Consider the following 23973-nt stretch of genomic DNA (forward strand, 5'->3'; position numbering starts at 1 on the left):
CGCATACGGAGTAAAGTCAGGTTGGTCCCGTGAGGGGCCATCGGAAACTCTCCCATCTTTGATGGGGAGTATGTCATCAATTAGTCTTAACATCCGTGGGTTGGCGCTGATTATGATTATGTTGATTGGGGTCTTGATGTATCTGCTCAATTCGCCAATTCAACTGCATTTTATCGATATTGCCACGCATGATTATCCAGCATCATTAGTGATGGCTTCTTCGATCAATTCAATCTTTTCCAATTTTGGAATTGCGCTTGGTTCAGCAACCGGCAGTCTATTAGTTAAAACGCATGGCTTGATTGCTGTTGGGCCGGGGGGTGCCGTGTATGCAGCAGTTGCCGGAATTTTGGTGATCTGGCTGAATCGGATCAATCAAAAAATGTCGCCGGTTGATTTAAAATAACGCTTGACATCAATTAAAAAATGATTAGAATTAACTCATAATCATAGTGAAACGATGCCCCAGGATGAGTAGTCGCTACAAATCTTTTAGAGAGCTTTTGGTTGGTGGAAAAAAGCAGATTTCAACGATGAAGATGGTCCTGATTTAAGTGGCGGACCGATGAAGTGAGTAGTCGGAACCGGTAAGCGACCGTTATCTCGCTGAGTCAATGACTTATTGAGGCTGTTTTGGCGACAAAACGGCAAATAAAGGTGGCATCACGAAAACTCGTCCTTTAGCTGGGGCGAGTTTTTTTATTAAGGAGATGAAGTTAATGGGTTTTAAGGTAGCAGTTGCTCAGATTGACATTGTACTGGGTGATCCAGATCAAAATTATCAGACGGTTGAAAAAGAAATCAAGGCTGCCGCCCAGGCCGGTGCTGACGTAGTCGTATTTCCAGAAATGTGGAATACCGGCTATGCACTGACCGAATTGGCACGATTGGCCGATCAAGATGGTTGGCGTACCAAGCAGCTACTGGCAAAGGCTGCCAAGGAAAATCAAATTGCTGTTGTGGGCGGTTCAGTGGCAACCGTGCGAGCTGGCGGCAAATTCTACAACACGACCTATGTCTATGATGAAACCGGACAATTGGTCGGCAGCTATGACAAGGTGCATTTATTTGGCTTGATGCATGAAGACCAATTTATTCAAGCAGGTGATCACGGCAACGTTTTTGAATTAAAAGGCGTCAAGAGTGCCAGCTTTATCTGCTATGACCTGCGCTTTCCGGAATGGTTCCGTACCGTGGCCAAGCAGGGTGTCGACGTTATCTACGTCCCTGCAGAATGGCCGACGCCGCGCGTTGAGCAGTGGGAGGCATTGGTTAAGGCGCGGGCGATTGAAAATCAAGCTTTTGTCGTAGCCGTTAATCGGGTTGGACACGACGCCGAAAACAGCTATAGTGGTCACTCACTGATCGTGGATCCATTGGGGAACGTGATTGCCAATGCCGGTGAAAAAGCCGGTTTAACGATTGCTGAATTGGATCTGGATCAATTAAAAGCAGTGCGGGGTCCGATTCCGGTATTTAAGGATCGGCGTCCGGAGCTATACGACTAGTATTAAAAGAATCAGAAAAATTTGAAAGGAAGATCATCAATGGAATTTAAACAATCAAAACTGTTGGATACACTGCCAAAGCAATTCTTCGCCAATCTGGTCGCCAAGGTTAATGCCAAGGTAGCAGAGGGTGTCGACGTCATTAATCTGGGCCAGGGTAACCCTGATAAGCCAACGCCAAAATATATTGTTAAAAGTACACAGAAATGGGTTGCTGATCCGAAAACGCATAAGTACTCGCCATTCCAAGGCTTGCCAGCATTCAAGCAGGCGGCGGCAGATTTTTATCAAGAAAAATACGGTGCCCAAATCGATCCTGAAACCGAGGTCGCTATTTTAGGCGGGTCTAAGATTGGTCTGGTTGAACTGCCATGGGCATTGATGAATCCAGGCGATACGATGCTTTTACCAGATCCTGGCTATCCTGACTACTGGTCTGGGGCCGCGCTGGGTGAGGTTAAGTTCGAAACCTTTCCATTGCTGGCTGAAAACAACTTCTTGCCCGACTTGGACAAGATCCCTGAAGAAACGGCCAAGCGTGCCAAGTTTATGTATCTGAACTATCCAAACAACCCAACCGGTGCCGTGGCAACCAAGGAATTTTATGCCAAACTGGTTGAATGGGCTAAAAAATACCATGTTGGCATCATCAGTGACTTTGCCTATGGTGCGCTAGGTTTTGATGATCAAGCTCCGGTCAGCTTTATGGAAACGCCAGGTGCTAAAGAAGTCGGTATCGAATTTTACACTTATTCTAAGACGTTCAACATGGCGGGCTGGCGGATTGCATTTGCAGTCGGCAACTCCGACATCATTCATGCCTTGAATCTGATTCAGGATCACTTGTTTGTTAGTCTGTTCCCAGCCCTGCAATATGCGGCAATTGATGCCTTAAAGAGTCCAGAGCGTGACGATGAGATTCAAAAGATCGTACATCGCTATCAAAAGCGTCGCGATGCCTTTGTAGAAGCCGCCGAAAAGATTGGCTGGCATGCTTATGTGCCAAAGGGAACCTTCTATGCCTGGATGCCGGTACCAAAGGGCTTTACCAGCGAAACGTTTGCCGATTTGCTGTTGGACAAGGCAGGCGTTGCCGTAGCACCTGGTAATGGCTTTGGTGAGCATGGTGAAGGCTACGTGCGGATTGGCCTGCTGATCAAGCCTAAGCGATTGGTAGAAGCCGTTGAACGGGTGGCAGAGCTGCATTTGTTTGATTGATCAGGAATTTAAGAGGCTGGGAATTAACCCAACCTCTTTATTATTTTCTGGATAATAATGCCTCAGCGCAGTAGCTGGCTGGCGGGTCTGTCAGCATATCGATATCTTCTACCGAAGCACTCCTTGTTTTCACATCACGAAAGCATTGATTATTCTTTAATTTTGTTGCCAAACCGTACGATTTAATTTGTCATATATAGCTGACATTATGACAAGGAGAATTGATATGATTTACTTATTTGGAATAGTGTTGCTACTAGCTTTTTTCTGTTGATTCTTGTACTTTTGCGCAAAAAGAAATCCTCTCCCGTTGTATATGATGAGAGACAGACAGTAATAAGAGGAAAAGCTTACAGGTGTGCAACCATTAACGGAATTATCGGAGGCTTTATCGCCGCTTTTCTTGTGGATCGGGATATTCATCTTCTTCCCATCGACGGAAGTTTTGCCTTGATGAACTTTTCTGGGAAACATAAAGTCCCGCCTTTTTTCATATTGATTTAGTGAAAAATGGCTCAAAAGCGAGTTTTGTCTTGTTTTTACTAGAATATGCGACAGATTTTGCTGAAAGCGGTTGAAAATGATTCTGTAATTGCGTTATCCTTAATAGGTAGTAATATCTTGATAAATCAAACAAGAGGTGGTGTTAACATATGCTAATTGCCAGCAAAAAACTCACCCCTGCATTTAAAAAGACGCTGATTAGTGCTCCCAAGCCACGATACGTTAAGGAAACATCATTGTGCGACTGGATCATTCGTGAGGTATCCATGCAGGATTATGGCATGCTGCTGTGTATCAATCAAAATACGCAGATGCCAATCGTGCTGCCGGGTGCCGAGTTTCTCAAAGTCAGTCCAGTTTCAGTGTTGCGACAAGTCTTGATGTTTGTGATGGCCGGAATGGGGATCAGCTCCATTAAACTAACTGAATACGTTAATTGTATTGCCCACAGCAAGCTTGAATTTCAAAACATGACTGATGATTTTTTGGTTGAAAAAGCCTTCCGTGCCTATGCACCAGAATTAGCCAAAATTGATGTGGACCGCTTGGATGATGAGCAGTTACTGAATCAGTTGGGGATTCTTTCATTGACGCTGGGCAGCAGTACGCGCGTCTTTTGTGATTTGCGCAAGCCCGAGATGGCACCAGCCGTATGCTTTAAAAATCAGATTAATCAAGAATGGCGCCTGCCAGCCCAAAGAAAAGGCAGCATGGCAGAAAAATCCGCCTGGGAATTTGACTATCACCAGTTTCATCAATGGGACGATCAGATTCAAAAAACGCCGGCTTGGAATGGTTACGCGGCAATTGTTCGTGAGATGCGCCAGGTCAACGATGCATTTTTACGGCGCTATCATGACTATCTGGAGCAGGCCGAAACGGTTGATGATGCAAGAATGCAGCAGTATCTGCGCTTAGCCGATGTCTATTTGAACCGCTATTTGATTGCGCAGCATCCAGAAACGATTACCAGCGATCTGGCGGCACCAACGGCCTATTTGTTTGAATGGCTCTTGGAACATGGGCAGATCAAAGAACAAAACGTGCAGTTGGTAGTTGATGCCATGTTGGCGCTGGGGGCGTTTATCAAAGTCACTGGCGTCTATTCATCAATGGATGAGGATCTGTATCGCCAGGCAGTTCATGATGGTGGCGATCGAGTGCGTGCATTCTTTAAAGCTGCCGATGCGCAGGCTCAGCGCGAGGCCGCAGATGATGCCCCAATCAGTCGTGAGGAGGTTGCTGGCAAGCGGATCGATGCCTTGGTTCAAGAGCTGATGGCCTTAGCCGATGATGATCGCTTGGCTGATGCTTTAGCTGCTATCTTAAATGAAACGCCAGCACTGGTTGATAAACTGCTGACCAGACTGACGCCACTGCAGCAGCAGCAACTGGCTCGTCACTTGGCCCAGCTGCTTTCTGATGATCAAGATGATTAAAAAATGGCTGAAGATTGCGTTGCTCAAAACGCTGATCTTCGGCTATTGGATCAAACTGATGATGAGTTGACACTGTTTGCCCGTTCAGCAAATCAGATTCAAACCGGTGCTCGAGAAAAAGCGATCAGTGGTAACGTAATGAATGATGCCGATCTGGATCAGGCAATGCAGGGTCAAGATGCGGTTTTTGTTGCTTTGAGTGGCAATCTGGAGTTATTTGCCAAAAAAAATCACGGTTGCAATGGATCGCGACCATGTTTCACGGCCTAAGACTGTCGAAGTTGCCAAGCAATATGGCGCTACGGATATTATTGATTATCACAATGGCGATATTGCCGATCAAATTCTTGAACTGACAAACCATGTCGGCGTAGACAAGGTGCTGATTGCCGGTGGGGATGCCGAACACACCTTTGAACAAGCCGTTCGGATGTCTAAGCCAGGTGCTTCGATTGGTAACGTTGCTTACTTGAATGGTCATGACACGGTTAAGATTAATGCCGGTGACTGGGGTGTTGGGATGTCCAACATCAAGATTGATGGCGAGGTAATGCAAAGCAGTCGACTGCGGATGGAAAAATCAGCCAGTCTGATTATGAATGGCCGTCTGGATCCTTCATTGATGATTACGCATACGTTCCATGGCTTTGAGACAAAACTCGCCATTAGATTACTTTTCAACAAAACAAAAGAGCCGCTAAGAAACGGGGAAGTTTCTTAGCGGCTCTTTCTCATACCAGGGGGGGTCCTGATAATCTTGACAATGGATTGTGCGGCTGTTATGGGGAGGATCGGTTGAATGAAGTTGTCCACTCACAACTGTCACAGGGGTTGTCAACCAATCGCCGCGCAATAATATCCATGTCCAAACCAGACGAGGTGCGTTCGTCATGATTTATGTCTGAATTATATCACAATAGCTTCAGAATACCATAGTTGACGGCTAAAATCATCAATAAATACCCAGATTAAGCCTAATCGGTAATTATTTTAATCTTTTTTAAGTCGCTGACCACCAATTCCCAACATTACTGCTAATGCGGAAAGACCTAAACCAAGTAAGGCCGTGTTTTCGTTACCGGTTTGAGGCAGTTTTTGTTGATTTGAATCGCTTTGAGAATCGGTATGGTGATGAGCAGCAGGTTTATTTTCACTGGATACCGGCTCGTTGGTCATAAATACGGTTGATGATACATTTTCATTGGCTGATTGGGCTGTTGCAACCTTAGAAGCATCTTCGTGATTGTCATTGGTTGTCGTATCAATAAACTCGCCGAATCCTGATCGTTGAGCCATCCGACAGCACCATCCCCAAAGATTGCCGATCGTGGTAGGTCCCCATGTAGCGGCCTTCTTTGTTGGTCTGCGTGATGCTGGTATCTGGTGACAGTACGAATCCCTGGTAAGTCATGGTCTGGCCAATATTGATGCTGTTAGGCGTATTGGCCAGCAGATCCTTAGCCTGATCCAGCCGTGATTGCAAAAGCGACTTTTGTTCGGTCGTTAAGTCAGCCTGCTGATTGTCAAGCTGGGTCTGCATGGTATTGATGTCGCTGGCTGAAACGCCAAATGCCATGGTATCGTCATCAATCAGCTTTTTGGTTTTTGAATCCAAATAGGCATAGTCGCTGATGTTTCTTAATGAAAGATCATTGGCTACGACAAATACGAAACGGCTCAAGTCGCCAAGTGCCGAGGTCTTCATCGTGGCATCGTCATTAGTCGTGTAGCGTGTTTTGGCTTCGGCATGCTCAATGCTTAAAACATCGCCGGCTTGCAGCTGCAGCGTCTGATTAAACCGATAGCTCTGGTCGCCAATGAAGGTCTGATCAAACAGCGTCTCAGCACCACGGCTGACCGTCACGCGGGCGTATTGCGCGTTAGGAAAGTAGCTGTGCGGCTGACCACTGGCTTTGATCGTGAGTTCGCCAGCAGGCTGGGCAGTCTGATTGGCATTGTAGTAGTCGAGCTGAGCAAAGGTATAGTTGCCAAGTCCCTTGAGCGTCCAACTGGTATCGGATTGAGCAACGTTACCACTATCATATGTAATAGCTTCGGTTGGTACGTCTGCTGCTGAACTGGTGCTCTCATTGGTCGCAGCCGACGATGCCGATGAATCGCTGACGATATCAGCATCATCAGCAACTGAATTGTTGGTGTTGGTAGCAGATGCGGTGCTGCTTTGCAAAGTGTTGGTTAACGTAACGGTATTGGCAGTCGTTACAGCAGTAGTTGAGCTGTTGGCAGTCGTGTCGGCCTTAACCGTTGCATCGTTAAAAGCAAAGCCGGTTGTTGCTGTCAAAAGCGCGAAGCTGGACAGCAGCAGGTATTTAGGCAAGCGTGGTGTCTGCATTGAATTTTCCCCTTAAAAATACTGGTTTAAAGAAATTAAATAATGATTAAAGTAATAACGAATCCTTGAGATGGTCAAAAAAACAGCGATGCCAAAATGACATCGCTGTTTTAAATACTCCGGCAGTCAGACTCGAACTGACGACAACCTGATTAACAGTCAGGTGCTCTACCAACTGAGCTATGCCGGAATGACTTAACAAATAAGTACTTAATTATATTAACACATAATTTAGAAAATGCCAGTAAAAAACAGAAAAAAGTCAAAAATTTTTTAAAAGGCTGATTAAATTCGCTTGGCCGGCATTTTTAGCATAGCTTGCTCACAAGCCATCGACTTTAGCCGATGGTGGTTGACATCCCTAAGATAAAAGTGGATCACAAAATTGCAAGTCAGGATAAATATCAAAAATGATTATTTTTCACAAAGTTTGTCAACCTGGTTTAAGAAGAAAAAGTTAACAATGACAATCGATTATCAACATTTTGTATCTTATGAAGCGCTTTCGAAAAATCACAAAGTAGTTTATAATAAAAATACATTTAGAAGTATCAAAAGAAGGCGAGGTTGTTAATTATGTCAATTAAAAACGTAACGATTGCCGGTGCTGGAACGCTGGGCAGTCAGATTGCCTATCAAAGTGCGCTGTGCGGCTACCAGGTTCGTATCTGGAATCCGCATCCGGAACGGGCCGAAAAACGAATCGCGGCGTTGCGGCCATTTTACAAGCACGACTTAAAGCTGACCGACGAGCAGTTTGATGCCGGCTTGAAAAACATTGTCTCGATTACCAATGAATGGGAAACATCATTTAAGGACGCCGATTTGGTTATTGAAGCCGTGCCCGAAAATCTAGACACGAAAAAGGACTTCTACGCGCAGCTCTGCCAGGTTCTCCCTAAAGAAGCAATTATTGCCAGCAACTCATCGACCTATGTGCCGAGTCAGCTGGTCAAACTGGTGGATCGTCCTGAAAAGTTTCTTCATCTGCACTTTGCCAACCATATCTGGGTCTTTAACACGGCTGAGATCGTCGGCACGCCTCAGACTGATCCGGCCATCATTCAAGAAGTCGTGGCTTTTGCCAAAGGAATCAAGATGCTGCCGATCGTTTTGAAAAAAGAACAGCACGGCTACATTATGAACGCGCTGTCCGTGCCATTTCTGAACGCGGCGTTGGGTCTTTGGGGAAAGGGTGTGGCTGACCCGATTACGATTGATAAAGACTGGATGAATTCAACCGGCGCGCCGATGGGACCATTTATGTCAATGGACGTGATTGGTCTGCGGACGGTTTGGGCAATTTTCAGCTCCCATGCTGATACGCCAGAGCAAAAGGCAATTGCCGACAAGCTTAAGGCCATGATCGATGCCGGTCACTATGGCGTTGAGGCAGGTGAAGGATTCTATACTTATCCGCACCCGGCCTATGAAGATCCCAACTTCTTAAAAGCCTAACTTGATCAGATTTGAAAAACTGCCCCATGATTGCTGGAGAGATTCCGGCAATTGTGAGGCAGTTTTAAATTTTAAATATAACGATTAATGACTGGGTAGCTGAAATCATTGAATTGATGGGTTCCATTCTTAAACTAAACTCAGTTGGACGATTAAGTTGGATTTAGTTGCCGACGTCTAGAGCTTGATGCTTCAATCTCGGAAAAACGTGCTGGTCAGCCCAACCGGTAAAATACCCTTGGAAAATAAAAGCAAAGATCGTACCAATACCGATGTTTTCAATGCGGCCGGTAAGCATCCAGGCCAAAATGCCCATGACTGTTGGTGGCAGATAGGAAAGCCACATGGCGATGGTAGCATTTACTTTAGTATAGCGAAAACGAATAATTTGAAAGAGGTCATCTTGGGCGTGCAGGACGATATTGACCCGTTGATAAATTGAGATTGCAACTCCAATTAAAAAGACGCCGAAAAAGTTTAAGCAAATATAGCAGATGTTTGAATAAAAGGTGTTTGATTGTGGAAAGAAGGCATCACAGAGATTGCTGAACCATTGAATCAAAAGGGCAAATGGCAGCATAAAAACGATATTGCCGCCAATTCGTTGCCAATCGAGCTTATGCATCAAGATGGCATTTAAAAAGGCGATCAAGACGCCTAAAAGGAAAAAGGCCCAAAATAAAACCCAAGAATTATTGCCTAAAACAGCATGACCAAGATCGGCCTCAGCAGCTGTCCAATATGCTGAGCCTAAAATAGCTGGATGAATATGACTACTCGTCTCGAGAGTTAAGACGTTGCCAAATGCGTTTAGAATCAATGAAATATCCGATCGATGCAGCGGTTGAAATAGTCCGTTGTGATTTGCTCATTGAAAAACCTCAGCTAAAAATAAAATGCCAAAGTCGAAGCGTGCCGGCAAGGAGACGGGCATGCTTCGACTGTTAGGAAAACAAAGTGGACCATCAGAAAATTTATGAGGGGAGCATTTCTGATAATCAATGATGAAATTGTAAGGTGTTGATATTAATCATAGAAATTTTTATAGCACCACCTCCTTGATTTGATGAGCATCTAAAGCTTCTCGCCGTTGACTTCCTGATCGTCTTTTCGAATGATGAAGTAGCTGTATATACCAGCGCAAAAGACAATGCCGGCAATGACCAGGAAGGTTGGCTGATAGCCGATATGGTCGCGCAAAATACCAAGAGGAGTAGAAAGCAGAATCTGACCAAAGGAACCGGCGATCCCGGTAACGATGTTGATGGTAGCCGATACCCGTGGGTCATAGTGCAGCGTGTAGTAACGGAACATAACGACACAGAAGATCGCCGTTTCTGGAGCATGCAGCAGTTTGATGATCGAAACGCCAACTGGATTGGTGATCAGACCACAGCCGCCGATTCGGATAAACATAAAAGTGACCCCAACCAGAATCGTCTGCCGTACACCGATTTTCTTCATCAGTAGCGGAACCAAGCCCATCATGATCGCTTCCAGGAACACTTCAACTGAGTTAAGGATCCCATACATATGGTCACCAACAGCTTGGGTCTTAAAGAATTGCGTAAAGAATTGCGGGAACATCTGTTGGTCAAAAATCGTGTAGAAAGTACCACTGAAAACTAAGAAAATTGCAATTTCCCACAAACTACGAATCTTAAAGATGTTTAAGAAGTCCTTTGAAGCCGGTTTAGAGTTTTCGCGCTCCTTAACCATCGGATTTTCAAACTTAGCAACGTCTTTTTCATTACGGATTGGATTCCAGCACAAAAGCAGAATCAGTAGAACTACGGCAATTCCAGATCCAAGCCAGAACAACAGGGCCGGATCAATCGTGAACAGGAAACCGGCGATTAATGCGGAAAGGGCGTAACCGAACGATCCCCAGCCACGGGCGGAACCATATTGATAGTTAAAACGACGACTTACCCGTTCAGTTAAGGCCTCAAACATTGGGGATGCTGACAGGTAGGCAAGCGTTAGATAGCATGATCCAATCAGAGCACCCATCAAGAAGTGAGCTCGCAGCATTGGCACGAATAAGAAAGTGAAGAAAGGTCCAAGAAAGACTTGCAGAACAGCACAGAATACCAACAGATTGCGGCGAATGCCAAGCCGGTCTTGGATGTTACTGTAAACCAGGTTCATAATTAGGGAGAATGCTGAATTAAAAGAGTAGATCTCACCGACCTGGGCGCCGGAAAAACCTTCTTTGGTGGTTAGCCAAATCTGAAAGAATGACCACCAAATACCCCAGCCGGCAAAGAACAGCAGAATATTAAGAGAATTGCTTACATAAAAGGGATTTTTTAATTGCCCCGAGCGTTCGTTGTTATTTACATCACTCATAATCAATCATTTCCTTTACTTGCTTTTAATTTCTAGTAGCTATTAGTCTGCGCGGACAGCTCGAATACTTGCAGATGTCCGGTGGTACCATTCAAAGAAAGTACTGGTTTATCTTGCCAGTAGATTCGTTCAGTAAAGACAACCTCACCATCGTTGACAAAGATTTCAGCTGAGCTGGAGTCAATAAAGATCTGCAGACTTAGCTTTTCATCTGTTGCGTCAAGCACGGCATAACGCTTATTTTCGGGATCGCTGTTGCGAGTAAGAATCAAATGACGGCCATCTTGATCGGCCTCAATGCTGAAGCCGGCATTGTTTTTGTCAGCCAGCTTTAAAATGGTCCCAGTTGGCAATCCATTCAAGTCCAGCTTAACTTCGGTATGCCGGCTCAATGAGCAATTCAGCGGTTCAGCAACTTCTTGATTGATAACTTCAGCTTCGCGTAAAGACAGAGCTTCAGCTACCGGATGCTGGTAGAGTCGATTATTTTTAATGGTCAGTTCGCGCGGTAAAGTGATTGCACCACACCAGCCATCAGGTTTTTCCGTCATTGGTGAATCCCAAGCGTTCATCCAGGCAACCATTACACGGCGGCCATCTGGAGCAACTAGTGTTTGGGTTGCGTAGAGATCATGACCGTTGTCAAGTTCTGTAAATGAGCCGCGTTCAAACTGTTTATCGGCTGTTGAGTACTGGCCGACAAAATAGCCGGTGTTGTGCTGGTTGAGGAACTGCTCTTTGGTTGCCTTGATGCCTTGTGGCGATGTCAACAAAATGTCTTGACCGTTGAGTCGGAAAAAGTCAGGACATTCCCACATAAATCCTTCTTCATCAACGCTTTTGGCACCAGAAACCGTGCCTTCATATTCCCAATGCTTAAGATCTTGTGAGTCGTACAGCAGTACCCGCCCTAAGCCGGCTTGATCACGACTGCCAACGACCATCTTGAAATGATCATCTTCTTGCCAAACTTTTGGATCGCGGAAATCAGCCGAACTTTCTTCCTCTGGCGCGTGGGCGATAATGGGGTTGCCGGCGTATTTTTCAAAATGGATGCCATCGGTACTGTAGGCAAGATTTTGATCTTGGCAGTTGATGTCTTTTTCGGCATCGAGCACGTGGTGACCGGTATAAATCAGCCAAAGCTTGTCTTGGTAAACAACGGCACTGCCAGAAAAACACCCATCTTGCGGACGGGTAGGCTTTAAGGCAACGGGCAACGTTTCCCAATGGATCAGATCCTTACTGCGAGCATGTCCCCAGTGCATTGGTCCCCATTCAGAAGCGTATGGGTAATATTGATAGAACAGGTGGTAGTAGCCTTTGAAATATGAAAAGCCATTTGGATCGTTCATCCAGCCACTGGCAGGCATTAGATGATATCCGAGACGATAGCGTTGATTGGTAACTTTGATTGGTGTTTGGGTCATAAATAACACTCCAATATCAATTTTTAGCACTTTGTTTCAACCGGTTGAAATATTTAGTGAATAAAAAAGTAATTTGAATCAATTTACGAGATGAATTATAACGCTTACATTTTTGATGTCAAGCGTTTATCAAATCAAAACAACTCAAATTATTTTCAAATTAAGATGAAGAAAATAAAAATTATTAAAATATTATGCGGTCGTTCCATTAACGATGGAAACCGGTAAGACGACTGATTGAACCGGGCAGTGATCGATGCGGGCCAGTAGCAGCTGAACCGCTACCTTGGCAATTTGATCAATTGGCTGTTTGATGGTCGTCAATTCAGGACGCAGAAAGCGGGTGGTATTAGCACCGTCATAGCCGATGATTTTAAGATCCTCCGGTACCTGCTTGCCAAATTTTTTTGCCAGTGAGATCAAAAGACTGGCATCCATGTCATTAGCCGCAAAGATGCCGTCCACTTCTGGATGTTCAATAAAAAGCTGATTAAAGACGCTTACTTTATCTTCAAAAGTCGCGGTAAGGCTCAGATGGTAAGTAATGGCTGGCAGATTGTTTTCGGCCATTACCTGTTCAAAGGCTCGACGCCGTTCTTGGGTAGGGGAATCAAAATCCAATGGGCCGTTGGTATGGAAAATGTGGCGACAACCATCCGCGATCAATCGGTGCGTTGCCAGCACGCCGCCTTGATAGTTATCAGAGGAGACAACCGGAACGTTTTCGTTGATATTCTTGTCAATGGCAACGATTGGCAGCTCGCGGTGCTGATATCCTTGCAGATGCTGATTATGCGAACCGATGATCAGCCCATCGATTTGATGAGTCAGCAGATTTTTTAAATAACGTTCTTCTTTTTCGGGATCATTCTTGCTGTTGCACATTAAAACCCGATAGCCTTCTTTGTCCAGATAGTGTTCGATCTCGGCTTCCAACTGACAGAAAAACGGATTGTCAACACTCGGAAAAATCATGCCGATGATGTTGGTCTTTTGCTTGTACAGCTGGCGGGCAACAGTGTTGGGATGGTAGTTTAGCTGGCGGACGGCATTTTCGACTTTGGTAATCGTTTTTTGGCTTAGATAGCCGCGACGATTCAATACGTGGGAAACAGTTGCCTTAGAAACGCCAGCTAGTTTGGCGACATCCTCTAATTTGGGGACGCGATGGTTATTCAAAATTGCCCAACTCCTTTAAATTAGTCATATTGAAATTATATTATAAAAATATGCCAAAAAAATATAAAATTAGATAAGATCATTGTGTAAAACGGTTTCAACGGGCTATACCATTTGCTAGTTTTATTTCAACCGGTTGAAATAAAGAGAAAACGGTTTTATATTAAAAAAGCGCTTAAATAAGCGAAAAGTTAGAAAATAAAAACGTAGAGGGATGTTTAATCATGACAGAGCTATCATTTGACACCAGTGCACTGAAGAAGTTCGTGCACGAAAACGAACTGGGCGAAATGCAGGCCATGGTCAACGCGGCTGACAGCGAGCTGCGCAACGGCACGGGGGCTGGCGCGGACTTCCGCGACTGGCTGCATTTACCAACGGAATATGATCATGAGGAATTTGACCGCATCAAAAAGGCGGCCCAAAAGATTCAGTCCGATTCTGAAGTCCTGGTTGTCATTGGGATTGGTGGTTCCTACCTGGGGACGCGAATGGCCATCGACTTTCTGCATAACTCGTTCTACTACTCGCAAAAGCCAGAAGACCGCAAATTCCCACTGGTTCTATTTGCCGGCAACTCGCTGAGTTCATCTTATTTGCATGATCTGGTTCAGCTGATCGGCGACCGCGACTTCTCCGTCAACGTGGTCTCCAAGTCCGGTACGACCACGGAACCAGCCATTGCCTTTCGGATCTTCCGCGAGCTGCTGGTCAAGAAGTATGGCGAGGCCGGTGCCAACCAACGAATCTACGCTACGACCGATGCCAAGCGTGGGGCTTTGAAGACCGAAGCCGACGCGGCTGGCTGGGAAACGTTTGTGATTCCAGATGGCGTGGGCGGTCGCTACTCCGTTTTGAGTGCCGTTGGTCTGCTACCGATCGCTGCTTCGGGTGCGGACATTGATCAACTGATGGCAGGGGCCGCGGATGCTGAAAAGTCATACACCAACCCAGACCTGACGCAAAACGAAGCCTACCAATACGCAGCCTACCGTAACATTTTGTATCGCAAGGGCTACACGACGGAGCTGCTGGAAAACTACGAGCCAAACATGACGATGTTTGCCGAATGGTGGAAGCAGCTGGCCGGTGAATCAGAAGGCAAGGATCAAAAGGGCATCTACCCATCCAGCGCCAACTTTACGACTGACCTGCACTCGCTTGGTCAATACATCCAAGAAGGGATGCGCAATCTGATGGAAACGGTCGTTAAGCTGGACACGCCAAACCATGACGTCACGATTCCAACGGCTGAAAACGATCTGGACGGCTTGGCCTACCTGCAAGGCAAGAACATGGACTGGGTCAACACCAAGGCCTACCAAGCCGTAGTAGCCGCCCACAATGCCGGTGGCGTGCCAGTCATGACGGTGCACATTCCGCGTGAAGATGAATACACGCTGGGCAGTCTGATCTACTTCTTTGAGGTAGCGATGGGCATTTCAGGCTACTTGAACGGCATCAATCCATTCAACCAGCCGGGGGTTGAAGCTTACAAGACCAACATGTTTGGTCTGCTGGGCAAGCCAGGCTTTGAGGAAGTTGGCGACAAGCTGCGCGCGCAAATGAAAGAAAATAAGTAAAGAAGGGATATTGTACGATGTTATTGGGAAGTATTGAAGCCGGGGGCACCAAGTTTGTATGTGCTGTTGGCAACGAAGATTATCGAGTTATTGACAGTACCAAATTTCCAACCACGACGCCTGAAGAAACGCTGCAGAACTGCATTGACTATTTCAAGCAGTTTGAGGATCTGCGGGCAATTTCAATCGCATCGTTTGGTCCAATTGAGATTCGTCGCAACTCGCCAAAGTATGGTTATGTAACGGACACACCTAAGCCAGGTTGGTCCAACACGGATTTTGTCGGCACGATCAAAAAGGCATTTGATCTTCCAATTGCCTGGACGACGGACGTTAATGGCTCCGCATATGGTGAATACGTTTTGTCAACGCTGTTTAACCAACGCCTTAACTCCTTAGTCTACTTCACGATTGGGACCGGCGTTGGTGCCGGGGCCGTGGTTGATGGCAAGTTTATTGGTGATTTGGGGCATCCTGAAATGGGGCATATTCGCGTTAAGCGCCATCCAGATGATTTGAATTTTAAGGGAATCTGTCCATTCCATGGCGATTGTCTTGAAGGATTGATCAGTGGCCCAACTTTTGAAGCACGGACTGGCAAGAAAGGTCAAGATGTACCATTGGAAGATCCAGTCTGGGATATTATGGCCTACTATGCAGCCCAGGCAGCCTTGGATACGACTCTGATGATGCGGCCAAATAAGATCGTGTTTGGCGGTGGCGTTGTCAGTGAGCGTTTCTTAAAGATGGTACGGACTCATTTCAAGAAGCTGCTGAATGATTATGTATCAGTTGGCAACCTGGATGAATATCTGGTCATGCCATTGGCTAAGGACAATGGTTCCGCGACGGTAGGCAATTTTGCCTTGGCCTTAAAAGCATTGGTTGAGTAGGAAGCGTATTAGGACTTACTGAGAGGAGTATGTACAATGTCAAATCAAAAATTTATCAGTTGGTTAGGTCGATTTGCAAGTGTAATTGCTATCTTGATGTATGTTTCTTATATCGCTCAGATCATCAACAATCTTCATGGTCAGTATGGCGCACCGCTGCAGCCGTTCGTAGCTGGTGTCAACTGTTCGCTTTGGAGTATCTATGCCTACTTTAAAAAGGATCGGGATTGGCCGGTCTTTTGGGCTAACTTTCCTGGTGTCTTCTTTAGTTTTGCAACGTTCATTACTTGCTTTCACTTCTAATTAGAGATTGAATTGGTCAGAAGGAACACTAGACAACAATGGCTATTGGCATTCATTATTAATTATTATTTTATCGATTGCCTTCATTGTCTTTATTCAAGTCTTCTTTACACTGAAAAAAGATAACGTTGATATCATTATAAAAATGGTTTGCAACAACAGCCAGCTGCTTAATTTTCGATCATAAAACAGCGATGGCGCCGCTCCAAATTTGGGGCGGCGCCATTTTTCATTTCTCGAAATCCTGGAAAGCCTAAACTGGGGAAATGAGGCGTTAGAGCAGAGCGTGGCTAACAGTCGTGGGCACCATTGAACGCTGACTCGGTACTAAAGCCTTCCTGCAGATCCAGAAGTTCTAGGTTGTCCGTCATTGTACGCTGTTCACTAACCAATGGCATAGTGAAATACGTTTGATTAAAGCGGACCTCCATTTTTTCATCCAACTGTGATGCCGTGTAATCCTTATACCAGACTGGTCCTAGATTTGAGGTGAGTTGAGCATTAAAGTCAGGCAGATTGACGCTTTGGCTTACAATGATCAATTTAAAATTGGCATCCAAAGAGCAGTTGCCCAGTTTTGAAAATGGACCAACGCCATCATCGAAGTCCAGAATCAATTTTGAGGTTGGCTTGATGTATTTTTGCAGCCGCTGCTGAGCTTGGGGAGAAAATGTAAGTTGCATGATGAATACCTCTCATTCAATTTTTTACTAGCTTATACTTATTTTTAGTAAGTGTAAATTAAAATGCTCAATAAAAATTCCCCGTCTCAAGATTAGAGACGGGGATCGGCTTAAAAAGAACTGCGAATCGTAATCATAATTGTCATCATTAATGCCAAAATCATAAAGCCTTCTGAAAAGACATTGGCCAACAAGGCACAGGTACAGTTGATAAAAAACAGACCCAAGCTGGCGGCAAAAGCCACAAAGCCCATAGTCAACAGGGCTCGTTCATGGTTGACGAGCTTCTGACAGCGCTGCAGGCTGCGGGCAGGCAGCTGCCGGCGCACAAAAAAGATAATGCCGCTGGCTAAAAGCAGAGTCGCGATGCAGAGTCCATAAGACAAAATAATCGTAGATGCTGACTTCATTTAAAGATTGGATGTAAGCCACGCTGGAGCATGGTGCCTTTCATTTAAAATTTGTTGATTATCTTAGCAGAAAGCCGGTCAAATCACAAATATGAAGGAAATGTGAAGCCAGATTCCAACAGGTGCCAATTGTTTTAAATTGTTAATTAAAACAAAATTAATAATGGAGATTGTCCAAATCAACAATCATCGCTGATTATCCTGCTAGGTAAATAGACAGCTGTCGCTGGGAAAAATATTCACATCTGAAGAAAAAATCATAGGTTGACTAATTAGTGAGATAATAGGATATTGTTATGATTGATAATAAAATGAAGAGTCTTTAACTAAATAATCAGAATCGATCATTATGCCAAACTTGAAGGCGGATCCAAATCGGCAGAGGGAGCCATAAATCGTGAGTAGGATTTGCGTTGCGCGTTAGATTATGATATTTTCTGGAAAACTCGTCATCATGCTGGGCAATGAGTAGGAGTGGAGATTGTTTAGCAAGTGGCTGTAAAGAGGGATATCGTGAATGAACGTCTAGTTAGACTAATAAATCCGGCTACACATCGTTATCTGACCATAGACGACCGGATTTTGCGGACAGTCGATCAAAAACAAGCGTTGGTGGTCAGTAAAGAAGTTGGACAACATCTGCTCAAAAAGGTCAATCGGATTGCGGAGGCGATGGCACAGGCCAATGGCACGAATTTTATCCAATATCAGCTGGAAAGAGTACCGCTTGCCGATATTGAGCTGGGCAGTGATGATTTGGATGCCTTGATTGAAACGGCACAACTCTTAGGATGTTCGTATCAGCACGCCGCAAATCTAATTAAACGTCAAAAAATTAAGTACGCCGATCATTTGGTGCTTCAACAATATTACGGCTTATCGATACTGCATAAGATCAAATAAAAAGCAATCTTGAAAGCGGTTATACAAAAGTCTATACTTGGCTTATCGAACGCATTGCATTTTGAAAGAAGGAATGATCATGCTATTTGATAAGGCAATTGTTAGAACGCCTGGCAAGTCGGTCGTTGACGGGATCGATGACTATGCTGACGCTGGTAAGCCAAGCTATGAAAAAGCCCTAGCTGAGCACCATGCTTATGTTGAGCTGCTTAAAAAACTCGGTATTGCGGTTACGGTTTTAGAGCCGTTAGAACAGTTCCCTGACTCTTGTTTTGTTGAGGATCCAGCCATTGTCTTTGATGATTTTGCAGTCGTTACCAATCCAGCGCGCAGTACGCGACAAGCCGAGCGAGAATTTATTCGACCAGCACTTGACCAATTCTTTGAACCAGACCAGATTTTTGAAATTAAGGCACCGGGAACCCTGGAAGGCGGGGATGTGATGCCGGTTGATGATAATCTGATTTATGTAGGGCTTTCGGCACGGACCAATCAAGCTGGAATTGATCAGTTTGCCAAGATTGCTGAAATGTTTGGTAAGACCGTCAAGGCAGTCCCTGTTGAAAAAGTACTGCATTTAAAGACGGGTACGACTTACATGGGTAACAATAAGCTCTTGGTTTCTGGCGAATACATCGACAGTCCATACTTCAAGGACTTTGATCAGCTCAAGGTACCAGCCGGTGAGGATTATGCCGTTAACTGCATTAATACCGGCAATGGCGTGATTATGCCCGCTGGATTCCCCGGCGTTCATCAGCTGCTGGTTGAAAATGGCTTTGACGTATATGAAACCGATATGTCAGAGTTTGCCAAGATTGATGGTGGTCTGACCTGTCTATCGCTGCGCTTCCGTTAATCATAAACTAAAAGGCACGCCATCAAGCTAAGAATTGACGGCGTGCTTTCTCTTTTATATTAAAAAGGTATCCCACCTTCGTTTTGGAATGTCACGATTGCGCCGTGGCAGGATCCTCTTAAAGTTGAAATACCAAATGAATTTAACACTGATTATTTTACGACTGTTAATGAATACGATCAATCTTTTATTGAAAAGACTTCGAGCTTAGTTTGGCTTAATTGACTATTGGGGTAAAATTTCTGCCAATCGCTTGATACCCGTGGAGATGTCGCTTTCTTTAACCGGGGCCAATGACAGACGAAGATGATCGTGTGGAGCTGCATGAATATAATAACGATCGCCGTTTTCTACCAAGACGCCAACTCGGCGGGCGGCCGTACAAAATTCAGCGGCTGACATGGGCAGATTGAGTTTGAGCCAAAACCACACGGCCCCATCGCTTTTCTGCCAGGACAGCTGATCACCAAACGATTTGCTCAGTAAGCGGTCAGCCAGTTGATACTGATGATGATAGGCCAGTTTTAGGCTTTCAAGATGCTTGCGCCATAGTCGATTTCTTAAATAATAGTCAAAGATGCGCTGCGAAAGACCTGACGTTGAGATATCGGCAATTCGCTTGACACCGGCAAAGCTTTCGATCAGGCGCGTTGGTGATACCAGATAGCCCAGCCGCATTCCCGAAGCAAAGATCTGTGAAAGACTGCGTACGTAAATGATGCGGTCATCGGGGTCATTTTCTTTCATGGCATGCAGCGTATTGCTGTCGTATGCCAAACCAGAGCCATAGTCATCTTCAATGATCCAAAAGTTATAGTAATGTGCCAACCCTAAAATGCGGGCTTTTTCGCGTCTGCTTAGCGAATAAGTGGTTGGATTTTGCAGATTGGGCATTAAATAAAGAATCTTGGGCTGAATGATGCAGAGCGTTTTTTCCAGTTCATCAATCATTGTGCCATGATCAAAGTTGAGTCCAACCACCTTGGCACCGCACGCTTTAAACGCGTCAACGGCCCCGGGGTAGGTTGGATTTTGGACCATTACGCAGTCGCCTTGCCTGATCAGTGCCCGTGCACAAATATCGATGGCCTGCTGCGAACCAGAAGTGATTTGAATGTTTTGTGGTGCGGTCTGAATCCAGCGCTGAGCCAATTCGGCAGCGATTGACTCGCGCAAGGGATAGTAGCCCATCTCATCTTCAATCAAAAAGGCATGCCCGCCGTCACGATCCAAAATATGGTTGACTGCCTGCTTAAAAGCCGTCGTGGAAAAACGATCGGGATTTAGCGAATAGCTGGCAAAATCAATGACCGACTGATCCAAACCTTGTGCATTTTCAGCATCCAGCCGCGGCAAACGCGGGATGGCAGATTGATCAGGCAGTGAATTGGCCATGCCTTCTTGCACAAAGCTACCTGATCCGCGGCGGCTGATGATATAGCCATTTTTTTCCAGTTCACGATAGGCGCTGACGACCGTTCCTGGATTGATGCTCAGTGTCTTGGCTAAAACGCGGACGGCTGGGAGCCGGCGATTGGGAGCCAATTGACCATTAATGATCTGACTGCGCAAGGTCGCGTAAAGCTGGGCATAAAGCGGCTCTTTGGCATGACGATTCAGTTTAATGCTGTCGATGGCAGTGGTGGGCAATGTGAATTCCCCCTTGCTTTAATTTTTATTGAAGGTATTTTACTGGGTAAATGCAGATATGATTCGCAGATGATTGTTATGCCAGGTGAGGGCGTGGTTTTGGCGGTCTTGATCTCTTTGATTTTTACGCATGATCTAAAAGGCGTGCGAGAAGGAACGATTCTGTCCGTACTGTTTACCGGTCGCTGGGTTGACTGGTTTCAACAACATGATTTTTTCTTGGGACGGTTCTTGACCAGTGAAAGCTAACTGTTAAAAGAGAGTAAGAAAAAACGGCGAAAATTAGCTGGCTACCGATTTTTGCCGTTTGAACTACCACCTAGCTGCTGCACAGGGGTATTGTGATCTAAAAGTAGTTAAGAGGTTGAGTTGATTTCTAGCCACTTAAAAAATTAGGCAATCTTGTTCTCATTTTTAATGGCAAACTTACGAAAATATGGCAAGGCAAAAGCAACCTTACCAGGCTCAGGATAATTAACGATCTGGTTTTCGATCAAATGCTGCAGACAGATCGGAGCTGCCGTGCTGGTATCGTTGATTTGTTCTTTTAAGAAGCGTTCATCGATGGTCTCATCCATCTCGTGGGCCATGATCTCGATGACTTCGCGATCACCCATCGTTAGTTCATTAACGATCGGCAGGTAGGCATCGTTAAACAACTGATTTTGGTAGGCTGGCAGCAATTGGCTTAAAGAGGTCTGATCGATTTTTTGGGTATTGCTTTCCCATACCAGTGAGCCCAGGATCTGAAAGGCATAAGCATAGCCACCGGTTGCCCGGGCCATTGTTTTTAAGACTTGCGATTCAATGATGCGGTGTCCTTTGGTAAAAATTTGCTGATAGCTTTTAGCGACCGTATCAAGATCAAGCAAAGGCAAGGTTAGGCGCTGACTGTTTTGAACCAGTGATGAAAAGTTTTCATCGCCCAAAAACTGTGGCATGCGACTGGTAATGCCAGCCAAGACCATCATGATTGTGTTGCCATCATGACCTAATTGCTGGCACAGCTGCAGAAGCTTTAGCAAAGCATCAGTAGGCTGATTGGCCTCGTCAACCGTGATGAAAAGCTGCTGCTGATGCTTGGTGAGCGTCTCAACGTATTTGGCAAACATTTCACTGGGCGTGTTGTAGCTGAGACTGTCTAATTCCTCGTTAACTGTGGCACTGGCTTGATAATAGATTGCGCCCACCAGTGTACTGAAGAAATCATCACCTAATTCCAGATCAATTGTGATCCAATCGTCACGATCCAACATGGCATCCCCCAGATCGTTTAAAAAGACGGTTTTGCCGCATCCCCGTGGACCGTCAACAAAAACCGGCAAAAAGGCCCCATGCAGCTGATCGGCCTGATCAAGCAATTTTTGCTGCAGCACGGGACGTTTGATGCAACTGGGTGAGATATTGCCAAATCCCGGATTAAATGGATTAATCATTTTTACCCCTCATTCTGACTGAATTTGCTTTTATTGTAGCTTGACGATTCGACCAAGACAAGTTAATGGGACAGATATCAATAAGTGATTGTCAAAAATACAGAAACCGCTTACGATAAACATATGTGATTATAAACGGAAAGGTATCAAGCTATGAAGGTTGAAATCGTACCAGTTACCGCATCAAAACAACAAGACATTGTTACGCTGCAAGAGATTGCTACCAAATCATTTACTGCAATGTTTGGTCCGTACCATGAACCGCAAGCCGTCAAGGCATATACGGATGAAGCATACGCGCTGCCAGTACTGATTAGAGAGCTCAGTGATCCGGACAGCCGCACTTATTTTTTAAAACTTAACGACACGCCGGTTGGCTACTTAAAACTAAATTGGCGGATGGCACAGACGGATCAGGTTTTTGAAAATGCTATGCAGCTGCAGCGTATCTATCTGCTGCCTGAATACTGGAATCAGCATCTAGGCAGCTATTTGATGGACAAGGCATTAGATGAGGCCAAAAAATCGAGGGTTAAGACAGTTTGGTTGGGTGTCTGGGAGCATAACGATCGGGCAAGGCATTTTTATAAGCGTTATGGCTTTAAAAAGGCTGGTTCGCATACGTTTGTAATCGGTCAGGATCGCCAGACCGATTACTGGTATGCGCTGCAACTGGATGAATAAATAAGAGGCTGGAAATAAAGTCTCAAAATAGAAAAATGGCTGAAGATTACGTTACTTAAGACGTTGATCCTCGGCCATTTCTATTATTAAAGTTGTTTTATTTTTTCGGAAAAATTAGTTTTTCCCAACCTCTTTTATTATTTTCTATTCGATGCGGGTCAGATACTGGCTGGGCAGTTCATCGCAAAGCCAAACCTGATCATTGCCAATGTAAAAGTTGATCCCGTCTTGGCTGGCACGAGCGGCATCGACTTTTAAGATGGCCGGAAACTGATCGTGGCGCTGACCAACCTGTCTCGCCATGGAGATAGTGGCTGAAAGATGCACGTATTGGCGGCCCATTGGCAGTAGTCCGGTTTGATTGATACTGTCCAAAAAACGTCTGGCCGTACCATGGTATAAAGTATCAGGCGGTGTCGCTGCCGGATGCTGAATGATGCCAGGCAGTGAGTGACCATACAGCGCACAGATCAGATCGCCTTTAATTTTAAAACGCTCCTTGTCGCTATTTTGAATAATGTTTTTAAGATCGGCGATGGTAGCCGGCGGGTTGAGATGATGAACATGATTCAACGCCTGCAAAAGATCGCTGATTTTGGTATAGCCATATTCATCAAGGTGCAGGCCGTATTTTTGAGGATTGTGTCTGAGCGCATAAGAAATCTTTTTGGAAAGATAGATAGATCGCTGCATGAAAAGACCTTCTTTACTGGAATTCTAATAATAAGCATAGGGCATTGATTATAGTCAGACAAGCTGATAGTTTCCATTAATCAATTCACACACTATGATAAAATGATTAGAAAAAATATTAGAATGAAACATTACAAGCAAGAATCGATGTTTTTGCTAATGCAAATATTACTGGCTGACTAGGCGTTGGCCATTTTTTATTATCAAAATTATGAGTTTTTATGAAGTTGAATGAATCAATAAAATACTTGTCGCAACGGAACTATCGGATTTAAATCGTTTGAAAAAGCAGATCAATTTATTTACTGAATTTATTCGATGAAGTTTGAAGCTTTGCGAAAGGCAATGGTATGCTCAAGATGTTTGTTGAAATCGTTTACAAAGGAGCGTGATGGGGTTTTTAAGAGGCGACAGTGATCAATTAAGCCAGAAAAA

The 23973-nt window shown here is 45.0% G+C and carries 23 protein-coding genes, 1 tRNA gene, 2 pseudogenes and 1 other annotated feature; of the genes and pseudogenes, 14 read left to right on the forward strand and 12 right to left on the reverse strand.

The annotated features are described in order from the left end of the window. The 6 genes and pseudogenes from HF864_RS07950 to HF864_RS07975 all read left to right on the forward strand — a co-directional run. Window positions 1-406, forward strand: a pseudogene (locus tag HF864_RS07950) (MFS transporter); the annotation flags it as partial. A 47-nt stretch (window positions 407-453) separates the two neighbouring features. Then, window positions 454-684: a binding site (T-box leader), on the forward strand. 35 nt (window positions 685-719) lie between these two features. After that, window positions 720-1508, forward strand: a complete 789-nt coding sequence (locus HF864_RS07955) for a carbon-nitrogen family hydrolase (protein WP_169462454.1) — start codon at window positions 720-722, stop codon at window positions 1506-1508. A 39-nt stretch (window positions 1509-1547) separates the two neighbouring features. After that, window positions 1548-2726, forward strand: a complete 1179-nt coding sequence (locus HF864_RS07960; protein ID WP_169462455.1) for a pyridoxal phosphate-dependent aminotransferase — start codon at window positions 1548-1550, stop codon at window positions 2724-2726. Window positions 2727-3379: 653 nt separating this feature from the next. Beyond that, entirely contained in the window at window positions 3380-4669 is a 1290-nt protein-coding gene (locus HF864_RS07965; RefSeq protein ID WP_169462456.1) for a hypothetical protein, read from the forward strand. A gap of 3 nt (window positions 4670-4672) precedes the next feature. After that, window positions 4673-4939 carry an NAD(P)H-binding protein gene (locus tag HF864_RS07970; protein ID WP_169462457.1) on the forward strand — a complete coding sequence of 89 codons (267 nt, stop codon included), beginning with the start codon at window positions 4673-4675 and terminating at the stop codon, window positions 4937-4939. Beyond that, window positions 4887-5390 (forward strand): zinc-binding dehydrogenase, encoded by a 504-nt coding sequence (locus HF864_RS07975; RefSeq protein ID WP_240936900.1) that lies wholly within the window; start codon window positions 4887-4889, stop codon window positions 5388-5390. Before HF864_RS07970 ends, HF864_RS07975 begins: the two co-directional genes overlap by 53 nt. Before the next feature lie 269 nt (window positions 5391-5659). On the opposite strand, the gene HF864_RS07980 is transcribed toward HF864_RS07975, so the two are convergent. The 3 genes from HF864_RS07980 to HF864_RS07990 all read right to left on the reverse strand — a co-directional run bounded on the left by HF864_RS07980 (window position 5660) and on the right by HF864_RS07990 (window position 7212). Further along, a complete protein-coding gene (locus HF864_RS07980) occupies window positions 5660-5965 on the reverse strand; it encodes an LPXTG cell wall anchor domain-containing protein (protein ID WP_169462458.1) in 306 nt (101 codons plus the stop codon). Further along, window positions 5931-7022 (reverse strand): putative mucin/carbohydrate-binding domain-containing protein, encoded by a 1092-nt coding sequence (locus HF864_RS07985; RefSeq protein ID WP_169462459.1) that lies wholly within the window; start codon window positions 7020-7022, stop codon window positions 5931-5933. Before HF864_RS07985 ends, HF864_RS07980 begins: the two co-directional genes overlap by 35 nt. A gap of 117 nt (window positions 7023-7139) precedes the next feature. Then, window positions 7140-7212, reverse strand: a tRNA-Asn gene (locus HF864_RS07990). A 386-nt stretch (window positions 7213-7598) separates the two neighbouring features. Between HF864_RS07990 and HF864_RS07995 the strand changes: the two genes are divergently transcribed. Continuing rightward, entirely contained in the window at window positions 7599-8480 is an 882-nt protein-coding gene (locus HF864_RS07995) for a 3-hydroxyacyl-CoA dehydrogenase (RefSeq protein WP_169462460.1), read from the forward strand. A gap of 163 nt (window positions 8481-8643) precedes the next feature. Here HF864_RS07995 and HF864_RS08000 read toward each other — a convergent pair. The 4 genes and pseudogenes from HF864_RS08000 to HF864_RS08015 all read right to left on the reverse strand — a co-directional run bounded on the left by HF864_RS08000 (window position 8644) and on the right by HF864_RS08015 (window position 13441). Next, window positions 8644-9352, reverse strand: a pseudogene (locus tag HF864_RS08000) (fructose permease). Window positions 9353-9554: 202 nt separating this feature from the next. Next, window positions 9555-10832 carry an oligosaccharide MFS transporter gene (locus HF864_RS08005; protein WP_169462461.1) on the reverse strand — a complete coding sequence of 426 codons (1278 nt, stop codon included), beginning with the start codon at window positions 10830-10832 and terminating at the stop codon, window positions 9555-9557. 32 nt (window positions 10833-10864) lie between these two features. Then, the gene (locus HF864_RS08010; RefSeq protein ID WP_169462462.1) at window positions 10865-12262 is read right to left on the reverse strand and encodes a glycoside hydrolase family 32 protein; all 1398 of its coding nucleotides are present in this window, start codon (window positions 12260-12262) and stop codon (window positions 10865-10867) included. 192 nt (window positions 12263-12454) lie between these two features. After that, entirely contained in the window at window positions 12455-13441 is a 987-nt protein-coding gene (locus HF864_RS08015) for a LacI family DNA-binding transcriptional regulator (RefSeq protein ID WP_169462463.1), read from the reverse strand. A gap of 224 nt (window positions 13442-13665) precedes the next feature. On the opposite strand from HF864_RS08015, the gene HF864_RS08020 reads away from it, so the two are divergent. From HF864_RS08020 to HF864_RS08030, 3 genes are read left to right on the forward strand one after another with little or no spacing between them, the layout of a single operon-like run. Then, the gene (locus tag HF864_RS08020; RefSeq protein ID WP_169462464.1) at window positions 13666-15024 is read left to right on the forward strand and encodes a glucose-6-phosphate isomerase; all 1359 of its coding nucleotides are present in this window, start codon (window positions 13666-13668) and stop codon (window positions 15022-15024) included. Between the two features lie 17 nt (window positions 15025-15041). Continuing rightward, window positions 15042-15917, forward strand: a complete 876-nt coding sequence (gene scrK, locus HF864_RS08025; RefSeq protein ID WP_169462465.1) for a fructokinase ScrK — start codon at window positions 15042-15044, stop codon at window positions 15915-15917. Between the two features lie 36 nt (window positions 15918-15953). Continuing rightward, window positions 15954-16220 carry a SemiSWEET family transporter gene (locus tag HF864_RS08030; RefSeq protein WP_169462466.1) on the forward strand — a complete coding sequence of 89 codons (267 nt, stop codon included), beginning with the start codon at window positions 15954-15956 and terminating at the stop codon, window positions 16218-16220. A 290-nt stretch (window positions 16221-16510) separates the two neighbouring features. Here HF864_RS08030 and HF864_RS08035 read toward each other — a convergent pair whose 3' ends face one another. Further along, window positions 16511-16903: an iron-sulfur cluster biosynthesis family protein gene (locus tag HF864_RS08035; RefSeq protein WP_169462467.1), complete on the reverse strand. Its 393-nt coding sequence runs from the start codon at window positions 16901-16903 to the stop codon at window positions 16511-16513. 110 nt (window positions 16904-17013) lie between these two features. Further along, window positions 17014-17313, reverse strand: coding sequence for a hypothetical protein (locus HF864_RS08040; protein WP_169462468.1), 300 nt, complete (start codon window positions 17311-17313; stop codon window positions 17014-17016). Between the two features lie 513 nt (window positions 17314-17826). On the opposite strand from HF864_RS08040, the gene HF864_RS08045 reads away from it, so the two are divergent. Together HF864_RS08045 and HF864_RS08050 are read left to right on the forward strand one after the other, a co-directional pair. Beyond that, a complete protein-coding gene (locus HF864_RS08045) occupies window positions 17827-18216 on the forward strand; it encodes a hypothetical protein (RefSeq protein ID WP_169462469.1) in 390 nt (129 codons plus the stop codon). 79 nt (window positions 18217-18295) lie between these two features. Continuing rightward, a complete protein-coding gene (locus HF864_RS08050) occupies window positions 18296-19075 on the forward strand; it encodes an arginine deiminase family protein (RefSeq protein ID WP_169462470.1) in 780 nt (259 codons plus the stop codon). 225 nt (window positions 19076-19300) lie between these two features. Here the strand turns inward: HF864_RS08050 and HF864_RS08055 are convergent, their stop codons facing one another. Further along, window positions 19301-20725: a PLP-dependent aminotransferase family protein gene (locus HF864_RS08055; protein WP_169462471.1), complete on the reverse strand. Its 1425-nt coding sequence runs from the start codon at window positions 20723-20725 to the stop codon at window positions 19301-19303. 69 nt (window positions 20726-20794) lie between these two features. On the opposite strand from HF864_RS08055, the gene HF864_RS08060 reads away from it, so the two are divergent. After that, complete coding sequence (locus HF864_RS08060) at window positions 20795-20974, forward strand: hypothetical protein (protein ID WP_169462472.1); 180 nt, start codon at window positions 20795-20797, stop codon at window positions 20972-20974. Between the two features lie 143 nt (window positions 20975-21117). On the opposite strand, the gene HF864_RS08065 is transcribed toward HF864_RS08060, so the two are convergent. Further along, window positions 21118-22161, reverse strand: a complete 1044-nt coding sequence (locus tag HF864_RS08065) for an AAA family ATPase (RefSeq protein ID WP_169462473.1) — start codon at window positions 22159-22161, stop codon at window positions 21118-21120. 153 nt (window positions 22162-22314) lie between these two features. Here HF864_RS08065 and HF864_RS08070 point away from each other — a divergent pair, with 153 nt between their 5' ends. Continuing rightward, window positions 22315-22845: a GNAT family N-acetyltransferase gene (locus tag HF864_RS08070; protein ID WP_169462474.1), complete on the forward strand. Its 531-nt coding sequence runs from the start codon at window positions 22315-22317 to the stop codon at window positions 22843-22845. Window positions 22846-22989: 144 nt separating this feature from the next. Here HF864_RS08070 and HF864_RS08075 read toward each other — a convergent pair whose 3' ends face one another. Then, entirely contained in the window at window positions 22990-23538 is a 549-nt protein-coding gene (locus HF864_RS08075) for an RNA 2'-phosphotransferase (protein ID WP_169462475.1), read from the reverse strand. Window positions 23539-23973: the final 435 nt, after the last annotated feature.

The sequence above is a fragment of the Lactobacillus sp. MRS-253-APC-2B genome, assembly GCF_012843675.1.
GTDB lineage: Bacteria > Bacillota > Bacilli > Lactobacillales > Lactobacillaceae > Limosilactobacillus > Limosilactobacillus pulli.

What these genes read in the sequence shown, in the direction of transcription:
- HF864_RS07980 (WP_169462458.1), bottom strand. Translation starts at nt 5,965, where the DNA reads ATGGCTCAACGATCAGGATTCGGCGAGTTTATTGATACGACAACCAAT.
- HF864_RS08005 (WP_169462461.1), bottom strand. Translation starts at nt 10,832, where the DNA reads ATGAGTGATGTAAATAACAACGAACGCTCGGGGCAATTAAAAAATCCC.
- HF864_RS07965 (WP_169462456.1), top strand. Translation starts at nt 3,380, where the DNA reads ATGCTAATTGCCAGCAAAAAACTCACCCCTGCATTTAAAAAGACGCTG.
- HF864_RS08040 (WP_169462468.1), bottom strand. Translation starts at nt 17,313, where the DNA reads ATGAAGTCAGCATCTACGATTATTTTGTCTTATGGACTCTGCATCGCG.
- HF864_RS07955 (WP_169462454.1), top strand. Translation starts at nt 720, where the DNA reads ATGGGTTTTAAGGTAGCAGTTGCTCAGATTGACATTGTACTGGGTGAT.
- HF864_RS08010 (WP_169462462.1), bottom strand. Translation starts at nt 12,262, where the DNA reads ATGACCCAAACACCAATCAAAGTTACCAATCAACGCTATCGTCTCGGA.
- HF864_RS08050 (WP_169462470.1), top strand. Translation starts at nt 18,296, where the DNA reads ATGCTATTTGATAAGGCAATTGTTAGAACGCCTGGCAAGTCGGTCGTT.
- HF864_RS08035 (WP_169462467.1), bottom strand. Translation starts at nt 16,903, where the DNA reads ATGCAACTTACATTTTCTCCCCAAGCTCAGCAGCGGCTGCAAAAATAC.
- scrK (WP_169462465.1), top strand. Translation starts at nt 15,042, where the DNA reads ATGTTATTGGGAAGTATTGAAGCCGGGGGCACCAAGTTTGTATGTGCT.
- HF864_RS08060 (WP_169462472.1), top strand. Translation starts at nt 20,795, where the DNA reads ATGATTGTTATGCCAGGTGAGGGCGTGGTTTTGGCGGTCTTGATCTCT.
- HF864_RS08075 (WP_169462475.1), bottom strand. Translation starts at nt 23,538, where the DNA reads ATGCAGCGATCTATCTATCTTTCCAAAAAGATTTCTTATGCGCTCAGA.
- HF864_RS07985 (WP_169462459.1), bottom strand. Translation starts at nt 7,022, where the DNA reads ATGCAGACACCACGCTTGCCTAAATACCTGCTGCTGTCCAGCTTCGCG.
- HF864_RS07970 (WP_169462457.1), top strand. Translation starts at nt 4,673, where the DNA reads ATGGCTGAAGATTGCGTTGCTCAAAACGCTGATCTTCGGCTATTGGAT.
- HF864_RS08065 (WP_169462473.1), bottom strand. Translation starts at nt 22,161, where the DNA reads ATGATTAATCCATTTAATCCGGGATTTGGCAATATCTCACCCAGTTGC.
- HF864_RS08070 (WP_169462474.1), top strand. Translation starts at nt 22,315, where the DNA reads ATGAAGGTTGAAATCGTACCAGTTACCGCATCAAAACAACAAGACATT.
- HF864_RS08030 (WP_169462466.1), top strand. Translation starts at nt 15,954, where the DNA reads ATGTCAAATCAAAAATTTATCAGTTGGTTAGGTCGATTTGCAAGTGTA.
- HF864_RS07960 (WP_169462455.1), top strand. Translation starts at nt 1,548, where the DNA reads ATGGAATTTAAACAATCAAAACTGTTGGATACACTGCCAAAGCAATTC.
- HF864_RS07995 (WP_169462460.1), top strand. Translation starts at nt 7,599, where the DNA reads ATGTCAATTAAAAACGTAACGATTGCCGGTGCTGGAACGCTGGGCAGT.
- HF864_RS08020 (WP_169462464.1), top strand. Translation starts at nt 13,666, where the DNA reads ATGACAGAGCTATCATTTGACACCAGTGCACTGAAGAAGTTCGTGCAC.